Raw genomic sequence first — 13656 nt, 5'->3', positions numbered from 1 at the left:
TTACGCCTGCCGAACACGGGATCGCGCGGCATCCGCACCGTGCAGACACGCATCGAACCGCTCCCAGACCGGCTTCAGGTCAACCACCTTGCGGCCGAAACGCGCCTCATCCATGGCAAGTGCCAGAATACCGGCTTCCAGCGCATCGATGGCCGAAACTGGCTGCTGAGCACCAGTCTTGACAAACGCGATGACGTCTTCCGCCATCTGTTCGTCGGCTCCATAATGCTGCGAGAGTGCCGAGGGCGCCTTGTAGGTATTGGCGACGACCTTCTCATTGGTGCGCGCATTGTGCACATCCATGAAGCCGCGAACGAAGTCGCCTTCCGCCATCCCCTTTGACCCGATCACGCAGAAGCGGCGGAATTCGTCGGGCACGTTGAGATTGGTATGGAAGGTCATCGACACACCGTTCTCGTATTCCACGATCGCGGTCTGATAATCGATGATATCGCCATCGCTGTCGAAGACCTTGTCGGAGCCCTGCCAGCCGCTTGGCTTGCGGTGGTAGACTTCCAGATCATTGATGCCATCGTTCTGCGGTGCGTTTTCCGGCGTGAAGCTCTTGCGACCGCCGAAGCTTGCGACGAAGCGCGGCCGCGCGTCGACCACGCCATTGTAGAGGTCGAGGTCATGGCAGCACTTTTCCAGCATGAAGCCACCGGCATAATGGCCATAACGGCGCCAGTCCCGCATGAAGAAGGCGCCATGATAGGGCTGAATATGCTCTGACGCCTCAATCGACACGACATTGCCGAGAAGCCCATCCGCCTGCGCCTTGCGCAGATCGCGGTAGAGTGGCGAATAGCGCAGCACGAGGCCGACAAGAAGCCGATCATGGCCATAGGTATTGAGCAGAGAGGCCAGCGCATAGCTTTCCTCGATGCTGGTAACGATCGGCTTTTCGGTAAAGACAGTGAGACCGGCCTCGAGGCCGAGGCGGATATGCTCCAGATGCATGTGATTGGGCGAGCCGATCATCAAAAGATCGAAGCTTTCGCCCGTAATCAGCGCTTCGGGCGTGTCATAGACCTTGCCGGCAGAAATCCCATGCTCCGTCAGCGTTGCCATGCCGGCTGGTGCCGGATCGACATAACCGACGATTTCGAAGCTCGGATCGATCTCCTTGAACACGCGTCCGAGATATCCCAGACGGAATCCGAGTCCGATTACGGCGACCTTCATGCTGCATTCCCCTGTCTTCGTAATTATTTTTCGCAGACTGCGTCAAAACCCGGTCACCGTCAACACGAACTGCGAAATTTCGCGACTCGATGAAAATGGTTTTCACAACACTCAGCGATGATCGTAACCCTGCACAAACTGACAGCCCGCTCGCCCCACCAGGATCAAGAAGTACGGCACGGTTCGCCGGCCACCGTTGTGCAAAGTCCAATCGTTAATGGACGATACCAAAAACAGTCCAATCGTAAAGGTGAGACTCGACAGAATCAGGCAAAACAGGGGCAAACCTCTGGATTTACGAGGATATTTCTTACTGAACTCCAAAAACAGCTGCTCACGCTCAAAACCATTTGCAAAAAGGTCTCCTGTTGGTATTGTTTTGGCCATGAATGATTGGGACAGAACCATGCGGCGGAACCATTCCAAGGACGGCGTGACTGCACGGAACAGACCATGGCCGGGCAGGAGTGCCACAGCATGAACTTGCCTCTAGACAAGCTTCAGTCAGCCCGCGGCGGCCCCCTTTACGTGAAGCTGCGCATGATGATCGAAGAGGCGGTTGCCTCCGGCCGTCTGAAACATGGCGACGCCCTGCCGGCAGAGCGCGACATTGCCGAGGCCGCGGACATCAGCCGCGTGACTGTCAGGAAGGCAATCGACGAACTGGTGGCGGAAGGACTGCTCGTGCGCCGGCGCGGCTCGGGCACCTTTGTCGTCAAACCTGTCACCCGTATGCAGCAACCGCTCAGCCAGCTGACCTCCTTCACGGAGGATATGCGGCGGCGCGGTATGGTGGCGGGCTCGCGCTGGCTCGGTCGTGGCATCCATTATCCGACGGCGGAAGAAACCATGATGCTAGGCCTGGTCGGGGGCGCACGCGTTGCCCGCATTGATCGGCTCCGCACCGCCGATGACATGCCGATTGCGCTGGAGCGCACCAGCCTGCCGGAAGACTTGTTGCCTGATCCGGAAGCCATAGAGGATTCACTGTATCTGTGTCTGTTCAAGGCCGGCATCCGCCCCGTCCGGGCCAACCAGCGTATCTCGGCCGTCCTTCTGAAGGATGACGAAACCAAACTGCTCGGCGTGCCGCCAGGCTCGGCCGCCCTCTCGGTCCAGCGCATCGCCTATCTCGAAAGCGGCCGCGTAATGGAAATGTCCCGCGCCCTCTATCGCAGCGATGCCTACGACCTCGTCGCCGAACTTGGTGTCGGCTCGCCCATGAAGCCCGAAAACTGAAAGTGAGACCATGACTACCAAGATGCGCGAGGAGATCGACGAGATCCCGGCAGCAGCAGCGCGACTGCTCGATACCCAAACCGACCTGATACGGGATTGCGCCAGCGCCCTGAAGAAGGCCGATCCGAAGACAGTGGTGACGATTGCGCGCGGCTCCTCGGATCATGCGGCATACTTCCTCAAATATGCAGTGGAACTGCAACTCGGCCTGCCCGTCGCCTCTCTCGGCCCTTCGCTCGCCTCCATCTACGAGGCGCCGCTGAAGCTCGGGCATGCGGCAGCCTTCGCCGTCTCGCAATCGGGCGCCAGCCCCGACATCGTCGCGATGGCGCGGGGCGCCCGTGCAGGCGGCGCAACCACCATCAGCCTTGTCAATACGATCGCATCCCCGCTCGCAGAGACCGCCGACTTTGCCGTCGACATCATGGCCGGCCCCGAGATTGCCGTTGCCGCGACCAAGTCCTTCGTCAATTCAATCGTCGCGGGCCTGGCCATTATTGCCGCCTGGAGCGAGGACAAGGTGCTGGTTCAGGCGGTCGATGCCCTGCCTGAGCATCTGCAATCAGCACTGGCGCTGGACTGGTCGGCACTTCTTGAGCCACTGCGCGAAGCTGAATCCCTCTATATGCTGGGCCGTGGCCCGGCGCTGGCGATTGCGGCGGAAGCAGCCTTGAAATGCAAGGAAACCTGCGAACTGCATGCCGAGGCCTATTCCTCGGCCGAGGTCCTGCATGGTCCGGTTTCCATCGTCGGACGTGACTTCCCCGTCGTCGCCTTTGCGGCGCGCGACCGGGCGGAAGCCTCCGTGGCCCAGACAATCTCGAAACTGGCAGCAGGCAACGCAGCCTGCTTCATCACCTCGGACAAGGCGACTGGTGGGGAAAAGCTGCCCTTCATTGCGACAGGGCACCCGATCACGGATGCGCTGGCATTGATCGTTCCCTATTATGGCTTCATCGAATCCCTGTCGCGCGCCCGGGGGTTCAATCCGGACAAGCCCGTCGCGCTGAAAAAGGTGACCGAGACACAATGAGCGGCCGTTACGCCATCACCGCCACCCGCATTTTCGACGGACATGTCATGCATGCGAATGCTGCCATGACCGTCGAAGCGGGCCGCGTGGTCGAAATCCTGCCGCGCGATCGCTTAGGTGCGGGTTTCCCCGTCCGCGAGACCGGAGCAGCCCTCATCGCCCCTGGCTATGTCGATCTCCAGGTCAATGGCGGCGGCGGCGTGCTGTTCAACAATGATCCGACGGTCCAAGGCATCGAGACGATCTGCCGGGCTCATGCCCGTTTCGGAACGACGGCTCTGATGATCACGCTGATCACCGACACGCCGGACGTGAAGAAGACAGCTATCGGTGCGGGCTGTGATGCCGCCAACAAGTCCATCACCGGCTATCTCGGCCTGCACCTTGAAGGTCCGCATCTGTCGCTCGCCCGCAAGGGTACGCATGATCCAGCCCTGATCCGTCCGATGACAGAGGATGATCTGCGCTACCTCGAAACGGAAGCCGGCAGCTTCGGCTTGCCGATGATCACGGTGGCGCCGGAAAGCGTCACGCCGGCCCAGGTTGCAAGGCTCGTTGCCACCGGATATCGGGTCAGCCTCGGTCACACCGACACCCGTTGCGCCGATGTATCCGCCTATGTCGAAGCCGGCGCCACGCTCGTCACCCATTTGTTCAACGCCATGAGCCAGCTTGGCAATCGCGAACCCGGACTTGTCGGCGCGGCCCTCGCCTCGCCGGCACTTCATTGCGGCCTGATCGCCGATGGCTTCCATGTCGATCCCGTCACGATGCGCATCGCGTTGGCGGCAAAGCAGCACCCTGCCCACATCTTCCTCGTCACCGATGCCATGTCGACCATTGGCACCGATTCGACCGGATTTGATCTCAACGGCCGCGCCGTCTACCGGAGCGGCGGACGACTGACACTCGCTGACGGCACGCTGGCCGGTGCCGATATCGACATGCATTCCTGTGTCCGCTTCGTTCATGAAACCCTTGACCTGCCTCTTGAAGAAGCATTGCGCATGGCCGCGCTCTATCCTGCACAGGCCATCGGGGCGACGAGCAAGGGCTGCCTGACGGCTGGTTCCGACGCCGATTTTGTGATGCTGAATGACGATCTATCGCTCGCCTCGACTTGGATCGCCGGGGAACGCATTCATCAGGCAGAAGCAGTATTGAACAGGATCAGCGCATGATCGTCTGTTTTGATATCGGTGGCACCGCCATCAAGGGCGCGGTCGCGACGACCGCTGAAGACATCCAGACCTTTCCGCGTAAGCCCACGCCCCTCAATGATTTCGACGCCTTCGTTGCAACGCTGGCCGAAGTCGTTTCCGAGGCTGGCGGGACACCGGACTGCATCGCAATCTCGATTGCCGGCGTCATCGATCCCGACACATCGAAAGCCGTCGTTGCCAACATTCCCTGCATTCACGGCAGAACACTCCAGGCAGACCTTGAATCCGCCCTCGGCTTACCCGTGTTCATTGCCAATGATGCCGACTGCTTTGTACTCGCCGAAGCCGGGATCGGAGCCGCACGCGGCCATCGCGTCGTCTTCGGCGTCATTCTCGGTACGGGCGTCGGCGGCGGATTGGTCATCGACGGAAAGCTGATCAACAGCACCGGTGGATTTGCCGGTGAGTGGGGCCATGGGCCGATCCAGAAAACGGAAGCTGGCACACCACCGGTCCGCATTCCCCGATTTCAATGCGGCTGCGGCCAGATCGGCTGCATCGACGCGATCTGCAGTGCCAGAGGCCTCGAAAAGCTGCATTTCGAACTGCACCGTGAGACGCAGACAAGCGAAGGGATCATTACCGCCTGGCAAGCGGCGGACAAGACCGCGGCCCGAACCATCGACGTCTATCTCGACATCATTGCCGATCCGCTGGCGCTCGTCGTCAACGTGACAGGAACGACGAGCGTGCCCGTCGGTGGCGGGCTGTCCAATGTGCCGGCGCTGATTTCCGAAATCGACATCGCGGTGCGCCGTCGTATCTTACGAAAATTCGACCGCCCGCTGGTCGTACCGGCTGCCTGCCGCGTCGAGCCTGGCCTGATCGGTGCCGCGCTCTTCGGCCTCGGCGCCTTGGCCGACAAAACGGAGAGCTGAGACATGGCCGCAGACATGCTGGTCAAGCTCTATGAGCTTTCCGCCGATTCGGTACTCGACCGAAATCTGGAGGACGCGGGGATCATCATCCGCCGGGCGCTTGCACCCGAACTGGAAACGATCTGCAACTGGATCAGACCCCGCTTCGGAGCAGGCTGGGCCTCAGAGGCGACCGTCGCGATCAGCCGGCAGCCGCCAACCTGCTTCATCGCCCATCAGGGTGAGACCCTGCTCGGCTTCGCTTGCCATGAGGCCACGATGAAAGGCTTTTTCGGTCCGACCGGTGTTGACGAGAAGGCACGTGGCCGTGGCATCGGCATGGCACTCCTGGTGCGGACACTCATCGACATGCGGGACCAGGGTTACGCCTATGCCGTCATCGGCGGTGCCGGCCCCATCGAGTTCTACCGCAAAAGTGTTGGTGCCATCGAAATCGAGGGCTCCTCGCCCGGCATCTACAGACATATTCTGCGGGATCTCGGTTAGTCTCATTGCACAATAACCGACCAGCTCGACACCAGAAATCGGACCGGCGAATAGGAAACGCTAATTCAAAGTTAACTATATTTTTTAATTCTTCGTTTGCACCATGACCGTGCCAGGCAGAGCGATTTGAGCTCGAATGCGCAGCAGGATTTTTCCGATGACGGTCATTACATTTGCAAACACCAAGGGTGGCGCCGGCAAGACAACGGCAGCGGTTCTGCTCACCAGCGAGCTGCTGCATCGCGGCTACCGCGTCTGCGTTCTCGATGCCGATCCACAGCGCTGGCTGGCCCGCTGGGTTGAGCAGATGGGCGGCATGCCGGGCCTCAGCGTCGATTCCTACATCTCGTCGGCGACCCTGCAGCGCACAATGACCGAAAAGCGCAAGATGTTCGAATATGTCATCGTCGACATGCCCGGCATCCAGTCCTCGCTGCTCGCCTCTGCTGTCGGCTTCTCCAACCACGTGATCGTGCCCATACAGGGCAGCCACATGGATGCCCAAGGAGGCGCGCATGTGCTGGATCTGATCCGCTATCTCGACCGCAGTGCCGGCATTCGCGTGCCGCATTCGGTCGTTCTCTCACGCGTCAATCCGTTGATCACCACCCGCTCGATGCAGGCCGTAAAGCGGCTTCTGTCGGAGCAGAACATCCATGTCTTCGACACCCCCATCGCCGAACGCTCAGCCTTCCGCGAAATGTTCGACTTCAACTGCCTGTTGCGCAAGCTCGACCCCGCGCGGGTAAGCAATCTCGACAAGGCGGTCGACAATGCCAGCCGCTACGCCAACGAAGTGATGGCACTTGTGCCCGCCAGCCAGGCGGTCGAGCCTGCCCGCATGAGCCTGCGCAGAGAAAACCGGCTCGATACGGCCGCCGCAGCCTGACATTACCCAACGCCTCCAGCGACATGCGGTCGATCGATAGCTCCGATCGACCGCATGCTTTTTTGGAGAACCGAGCCGCGGTTCAAATTGCGAATGTTCAGCAATCCGTCTCAGATTTGCACACACAGACTGTGACGTAGGACACACGTCAATTTTCGTTCCGTGCGCAGCGTCATAAAATTAAACGATTGAAAACCATGAATATGTTCTGAAGAGACCCTCTAAAATGAGGTGGTTTTGATCATGCTGCATGACAACATTTCGTTGGGCATTTTCGCGGCAACGCAACATATTGACACTCTGACAGTTGTCCCGGAACATGAACCAGTATCCGGGGAAGGTTCTCATTGAACACTCGGACTTCAAAACCAATCAGGAGATTTGCGGCAATGTCGACAGATTGGAGCACCAATGGAAAGCGCTAACAAGATCAGGGTCCTCGTCGTCGACGACAACCCAGTCCTAGTGGATGGGCTCAACTTCCTGATCAACTCCACTCGCCGAATGGCGGCGACAATCCCCTCCCGGCGGGAGCAGACACTGAACGATATGGTCGAGCGACTTGAACCCGACGTCCTGGTCGCAGACCCGGAAGTCCTCGATACCAAACTGAAGGATTGCGGACTAGATTTTGATACACTTAAGAATCGCGTGAAGGTCTTGGCCTATTGCGACTGCCGCGATCTACGTTGCGGACAATTCTATCTTGGGCGCGGCTATGGTGGCGTTGTCACGAAAGCCGTTGCGAGCCCTAAACTCTTGAGAGCGATCCAGAGTATCCATGCCGGTGACATGGTGATTGATGAAACTGTGTTGGCCGCAACTGATCGAAACATGGAACCGCCGGAAACTGACCAGCGAAAACTCTCACTCAAGGAAGAACTTGTTTTGCGGCATGTGGCCCTCGGCAAGGCCATGAAAGAGATCGCTGCCGAAAACCAGCTAAGCGCCAAGACCGTCGAGACGTATAAGTACAGGGCAACAAAAAAACTCGATCTCCGATCTAGATCTGACATTGTCAGCTACGCCATGAGCGTAGGATGGCTTCAACACTAGACTAAAATAAATAATTACGACAAAGCCGCGACAAACGTTGCGGCTTTTTTATTTGAAAAATTCCGAAAAATGTCAGGAATGAGTCAAAATTATTCAAACAAAGAGAGGAAAATCCTGACAAGAGTCGATTTTTCCTGACTTTGATCTGATTGCCACACCTGCCAATCCTAGAGCCCAGATTAACAATCGTTAACCATCGGACGCCCGGAACGGGACGGACGACAACGAGAGGGCATGAAGTATGGCCAGGATCAGCGTGTTTGGAATAGGGTATGTCGGCGTCGTTGCGGCGGCATGCCTGGCGAAGGACGGCCACGAGGTGATCGCCGTCGATATCGACCCCGGTAAGGTCGACGCAATCAACCAGGGACGCGCACCGATCGTCGAAAAGGGGCTCGACGCCATTATTGCAACGACGGTCGCCAGCGGCAAGCTGCGCGCCACCCTCGACATCAACGAAGCGATTGCAAACACCGAAGTCTCCTTCGTCTGCGTTGGAACCCCGAGCGCACCAGATGGTTCGGTCGGCCTTACCTACGTGACCAAGGCCTGCGAAGCGATCGGCGTTGCCATCGCCGCCAAGGGAACCTTCCATTCCGTCGTCGTCCGCTCGACGATCGTCCCCGGCAGCATGGACACAGTCTGCATTCCGGCCCTCGAAGCCGCATCTGGCCTCGTCGCCGGCAAGGACTTCGGCGTCGGATACTATCCGGAATTCCTGCGCGAAAGCACGGCCATCGAGGACTATTATGATCCAGGCCTCATCGTCTTCGGCGCGATCGACGAGCGCACAGATGCCGTCCTGCACGAACTGAACGCCGGACTGCCCTGCCCCTGCCATTCGGTACCGCTCGCGACTGCCGAAATGATCAAGTACACGAGCAATTCCTGGCGCGCCGTCAAGGTGACCTTCGCCAACGAGATTGGCAACATTGCCAAGGCCTGCGGTGTCGATGGCCAGCAGGTCATGAAGATCCTGTGCTCCGACCTCAAGGTCAACATCTCGCCTTACTTCATGCGGCCTGGCTTCGCTTTCGGCGGCTCCTGCCTTCCGAAGGACGTGCGGGCGCTGCGCCATCTGGCCGGTGAGAAGCACGTCGAAAGCGCGCTGCTCGACGCGGTGCTGGAAGCCAACGAAGCCCAGATCGACCGCGCCGAAACCATGGTTTCCCAGATGGGCGGCCAAAGCATCGGCATGGTCGGCATTTCCTTCAAGACCGGCACGGACGATCTGCGCGAGAGCCCGCTTGCCAACCTTGCCTCCAGGCTGATCGCCAAGGGCTATGACCTCAAGATCTACGATCCCTTCGTCCACCAGGCCTATGCCGAGGGCATGACAGGTGCTGGACGCGGCAACGACACGGAAATCGACCTCAAGAACCGTCTGGTCGGTGATCTCGGCGACCTGATGGACAATTCGGACGTCATCCTTGTCGGCAATCACTATGCCGAAGCGATGCCGGTTCTCGATCAGTCGAGCGACAAGATCCCCATGGTCGACCTGCTTCGGATCCGCCCGGACATCCGCTCGTCTGGATCCTATCAGGGCATCTGCTGGTAAAGGAGAAACTGATGCTGGCCCATGTCATCTATATCCTGGCCATGATCGTCCTGGCGCTGAGCGTACCGCATGCCAAGGTGGATGCCGTCTCCGGCACGCTCGTCACCATCGGGCTGATCGGAGGCTGGCGATATTGCTGGGCCGGCATCAACCTGGCGCGCGCCGCTTATTACCTTCGATTCGCCTATCCGAGACGGCGGGATGCAGCCGCCCATGCCTACAAAGCACGCGGCCTCAAGGATCACGCCTATTTCCTCGTGACCACCTACAAGATCGCCCCGGAAATCTCGACCCGCGTCTATCGCTCGATTTTCGAAGCTGCTTACCGTGCTGCCGGTGGCGCCACCATCGTGGCGTCAATCGTCGACGAGGCGGACGCCCGACTTATCCGCCGGGTCAGGGCGTCCGTCGCGCTCGATCACCCTGGCCGAGAGGCACAGGTATCGGTCCAGATCGACAAGATCGACGGCACCGGCAAGCGCGATGCGCTGGCAACCTCGCTGCAATCGATCGCAAGGCTCAATCCGGGCCGCAACGACATCGTCCTCTTTGTTGATGGTGACAGCTGCGTCCCCACGGACGTTATCGAACGCAGCCTGCCCTTCTTCACCGATCCGAAGGTCGGCGCCGTAACCACGGACGAAATGAGCGACACCGAAGGCGGCCGCCTGTTCCGCGACTGGTTCGATCTTCGCTTTGCCCAGCGTCACGTCATGATGTCGTCGATGTCGCTGAGTGAGCGCGTTTTGACCCTGACTGGTCGCATGTCGATCTTCAGGGCGAGCCTCGCCACCGATCCCGGCTTCGTCGAACTGGTGCGCAGCGATTTCATCGACCACTGGCGCCTGGGGCGCGTGCACTTCCTCACCGGCGACGACAAGTCCACCTGGTTCTGGCTGCTGCAGCGCGGTTACAAGATGCTCTACCTGCCGGACCTGTGCAGCGTATCGATCGAGACCCAGCCGAAACCAGGCTTCTACGAATCCGCAACCGTTCTGATGACACGCTGGTTCGGCAACATGCTGCGGACGAACGCCCGTGCACTGTCACTGCCGGGACGCCAGATCGGCTACTTCACCTGGTGGTCGCTGCTCGATCAGGCGCTGTCGATCTGGACCACGCTGGCGGGTCCCGCGAGCATCCTGCTTGCCACACTGTTCGTCAGCCCCTGGATCCTGCCCATCTATTTCGCCTGGGTCATGTTCACTCGCTACAGCCTGTGCACCGTGATCATGACCTTCCGCGGCAAGAGCTTCCCGATCACCTATCCCTTCCTGCTTTATTTCAGCCAGGTCGCCGGCGCCGTTGTTAAAAGCTTCATCCTCTTCCGCCTCGACCGGCAAAAATGGACCCGCCAGAGCACGGCCGGATCAGGGAGGTCTCCCCTCCCCTTCCGCCAGCGCTGGCGCGCTCGCAGCTCCACTTACATGCACTGCCTCGCGCTGGGATGGCTGATCCTCGGCGTGGCCTATGTCGGCAACATCATCTGATCGCGAAAAGGACTAGAGACCATGGACACCGATACGAAACCCGCCCGCGACACCGTTCCAGGCACGTTTGCCACGCATTCCAATACGCGGGCTAATCCCATGCTCGACAATGGCACCGAGCATCCGCAGACGAGCATTCCCTTTTCCGCGATGATCGACGGACGCCATTTCAGCGGTCGCAGCCTGTCGCTCGTTTCCGCCAATGTTTCGGGCCTCTCCAGCCCCGACCTGGACGGCAAGGAACGGATCGCGGTTCTGCGTTTCGACTTTGGCGGCTACGCGATCTCCCTCCATGCCGGCGTCCATATCAGCCGCCTCGATGCCGAAACCGGCGAATTGCGGCTCACCTTCCTTGATCCGACCGGCGAACACCTGCCGACGCTCCGCTACCTCCTGAACAGCCACATTGCCGGCGACATCACCTCTGTCGATGGCATCATCAGCCTGCGTGAACGCTCGGCATCCGGCACGAGCAAGCGAACAGGCACGCAGAGTTCACTGAGCGACGTCATCGGCCGTGGCTTGAAGGTCGCAGCAACGGCAGCCCTTAGTCTGGCGCTCGCCGGGATCGCTGCCAACCTGATCTACCAGCGGATCTTCTCCAAGGACGTCACCCAGCTCGCCACGCTCTCGGCCGGCGGCGATCCACTGCGTGCCGTCGCAAGCGGCCAGATCTCCTACCTCAACCCTGAGGCTCGAGAAGGCGAGGTCCTGTACACGCTGCAGGCCGTCTCCGGCACAACCCTTAACATCACCATGCCCTGCGATTGCCAGGTCCTGCCCGTCTCCACCAAGGGCTCCACTGTCCTCGCCGGCGAGCCGGTCGTGGAAATCCTGAAGGCCAACGGCGCGCCCGTTGTTGAGGCCGTGGTCAGTGCAGAACAGGCCAAGGCGCTTGTCGCCGGCGATGTCGCCGAACTGCACTTTGCCGATGGCATGGTCGCCTATGGCTGGCTCGCCGATGGCTCGGGTTCGCTGACATCGGCCAACAATGAAGGCGATATGCGTGCCCTGATCGCGCCCAAGGCCGAAATCGGCAAGGCCGCCATCGGTTCCCCGGTCACGGTTCGGATCATCAACCGGCAGATTTTCGCGGTCCGCCAGAAACTCGACACCTGGTTCCGCTCTGGAGCGGCCGGCTGAGGAGGCCGAAGCAGATGATCCCGCACACGCAATCTCAAGATCCGACTGGAGCAGTCATGCAGGACATTCATCCTCTTATCCTCTGCGGAGGCATTGGCACACGTCTCTGGCCGCTATCGCGTACAGAACACCCCAAGCAGTTCCAGCGTATTGACGGCAACTCCGAGACAACTTTCTTCCACGCAACCGTCGAGCGCTACAGGGCCCCGGGCTTTGCCGATCCGCTTGTTTCGGTCAGCAGCACCCATGTCGCGACCGTCCTCCAGCAGCTCGACGAGATCCGTTGCCCCGCCCGCATCATCGCTGAACCGATCTCCCGCAATACCGGCCCGGCCGTACTTGCAGCAGCGCTGATGCTGGCAAAGACGGATCCCGCCTCCCTGATCTGCGTCATCCCATCGGATCATATCGTCAAGGGTGACCTTGCTGCCGACATCGTATCGGCACGTTCGGCGGCAGAGGCAGGCCACATCGTGCTCTTCGGCGTACCGCCGGAATACCCAGAGACAGGTTACGGCTACATCGTCGATGGCGGTGAAATCGAGGCATTGCCTTGCGCCCGAAAGGTCTCCCGTTTCGTTGAGAAGCCGCCACTGGACGTGGCAATGGCACTCATCGAGGCTGGCACCGCGTTTTGGGCATCCGGCATCAGCCTCTTCCGGGCCGATGTGCTGATCGAGGAATTCCGCCGCCTGGACGAGCAAACATTTGATGCGGTCACGCTTGCCGTCGCACGCGGACTTGAGACCGACCACGCGCTTTACCTCTCTGCAGAAGCCCTGCAGCCGGCCGCCAACCTGCCGACGGAATCCATCGTCTTCGAACGCTCGCCGACCACCGTCATCTCCCCCCTTACCGTCGCATGGAGCGATGTCGGCGCCTGGAATGCGCTGCACCACATCGCTGAGAAGGACGAGGAAGGCAATGTGCTGAGCGGTGACGTCATCTCGATCGATACCCGCAATTCCTACGTCCGCTCCACCCACAAGCTGATCGCTGTCGTCGGTCTCGACGATGTCGTCATTGTCGATACGGACGATGCACTCCTGGTGACCACGCGGGACCAGGCCCAGCAGGTCAAGCAGATCGTCAAGAAGCTGGAAACAATCAAGCGCCGCGAACTGTCGCAACATATGCGCAACCAGATGGCTTGGGGCGAAGTCAAGCGGATCCAGAGTGGGCCCGGCTACGAGTTGCGCAGCATGACCTTGCGTCCGGGCATGATGTTGCCTGTCGCCCAGGACCAGACGCTGCATCGCATGATGACGGTGACCAAAGGCGCCGGTCTGCTCAAGACCGAGACACTGACCAGGCCACTCCGGATCGGAGAGACCTTCGAAGTCGCAGCCAATGAGGGAGCCGTCATCTACTGCAGCCCGGAATCCGAAATGCAGATCGTCGAAGTCGTCTGCGATGCGGCCTTCAAGTCGGTCGCAACCGCCCTCGACGCCCTCCAACTGGTCAACAGCTAAG

General features: G+C 59.9%; 13 protein-coding genes. 11 read left to right on the top strand and 2 right to left on the bottom strand.

Going from position 1 to position 13656, the window contains the following annotated elements:
• Together IP76_RS04040 and IP76_RS23060 are read right to left on the bottom strand one after the other, a co-directional pair.
• The gene (locus IP76_RS04040; protein ID WP_054156908.1) at positions 1-1185 is read right to left on the bottom strand and encodes a Gfo/Idh/MocA family protein; all 1185 of its coding nucleotides are present in this window, start codon (positions 1183-1185) and stop codon (positions 1-3) included.
• Positions 1186-1296: 111 nt separating this feature from the next.
• A complete protein-coding gene (locus tag IP76_RS23060; RefSeq protein ID WP_156318464.1) occupies positions 1297-1659 on the bottom strand; it encodes a hypothetical protein in 363 nt (120 codons plus the stop codon).
• Positions 1660-1662: 3 nt separating this feature from the next.
• Between IP76_RS23060 and IP76_RS04035 the strand changes: the two genes are divergently transcribed.
• From IP76_RS04035 to IP76_RS03985, 11 genes are all read left to right on the top strand, one after another.
• Positions 1663-2424 (top strand): GntR family transcriptional regulator, encoded by a 762-nt coding sequence (locus IP76_RS04035; RefSeq protein WP_054156907.1) that lies wholly within the window; start codon positions 1663-1665, stop codon positions 2422-2424.
• 10 nt (positions 2425-2434) lie between these two features.
• Positions 2435-3457 (top strand): SIS domain-containing protein, encoded by a 1023-nt coding sequence (locus tag IP76_RS04030; RefSeq protein WP_054156906.1) that lies wholly within the window; start codon positions 2435-2437, stop codon positions 3455-3457.
• Entirely contained in the window at positions 3454-4638 is a 1185-nt protein-coding gene (gene nagA / locus IP76_RS04025; RefSeq protein ID WP_054156905.1) for an N-acetylglucosamine-6-phosphate deacetylase, read from the top strand. Before IP76_RS04030 ends, nagA begins: the two co-directional genes overlap by 4 nt.
• On the top strand, positions 4635-5558 hold the full coding sequence (locus IP76_RS04020) for an ROK family protein (protein WP_054156904.1): 924 nt from the start codon (positions 4635-4637) through the stop codon (positions 5556-5558). Before nagA ends, IP76_RS04020 begins: the two co-directional genes overlap by 4 nt.
• A 3-nt stretch (positions 5559-5561) precedes the next feature.
• A complete protein-coding gene (locus tag IP76_RS04015; protein WP_054156903.1) occupies positions 5562-6044 on the top strand; it encodes a GNAT family N-acetyltransferase in 483 nt (160 codons plus the stop codon).
• Positions 6045-6201: 157 nt separating this feature from the next.
• The gene (locus IP76_RS04010) at positions 6202-6933 is read left to right on the top strand and encodes a ParA family protein (RefSeq protein ID WP_054156902.1); all 732 of its coding nucleotides are present in this window, start codon (positions 6202-6204) and stop codon (positions 6931-6933) included.
• Between the two features lie 411 nt (positions 6934-7344).
• The gene (locus IP76_RS04005) at positions 7345-7989 is read left to right on the top strand and encodes a response regulator transcription factor (RefSeq protein ID WP_054156901.1); all 645 of its coding nucleotides are present in this window, start codon (positions 7345-7347) and stop codon (positions 7987-7989) included.
• 241 nt (positions 7990-8230) lie between these two features.
• Positions 8231-9550, top strand: a complete 1320-nt coding sequence (locus IP76_RS04000) for a nucleotide sugar dehydrogenase (RefSeq protein ID WP_054156900.1) — start codon at positions 8231-8233, stop codon at positions 9548-9550.
• Positions 9551-9561: 11 nt separating this feature from the next.
• A complete protein-coding gene (locus tag IP76_RS03995) occupies positions 9562-11040 on the top strand; it encodes a glycosyltransferase (protein WP_054156899.1) in 1479 nt (492 codons plus the stop codon).
• A 21-nt stretch (positions 11041-11061) separates the two neighbouring features.
• Positions 11062-12183, top strand: coding sequence for a hypothetical protein (locus IP76_RS03990; protein ID WP_054156898.1), 1122 nt, complete (start codon positions 11062-11064; stop codon positions 12181-12183).
• 56 nt (positions 12184-12239) lie between these two features.
• Positions 12240-13655: a sugar phosphate nucleotidyltransferase gene (locus IP76_RS03985; protein WP_054156897.1), complete on the top strand. Its 1416-nt coding sequence runs from the start codon at positions 12240-12242 to the stop codon at positions 13653-13655.
• The last annotated feature ends 1 nt before the right edge of the window (position 13656 follow it).

The organism is Rhizobium sp. AAP43, from assembly GCF_001296045.1.
GTDB lineage: Bacteria > Pseudomonadota > Alphaproteobacteria > Rhizobiales > Rhizobiaceae > Allorhizobium.
This window is presented reverse-complemented; position numbering and strand designations above follow the sequence as displayed.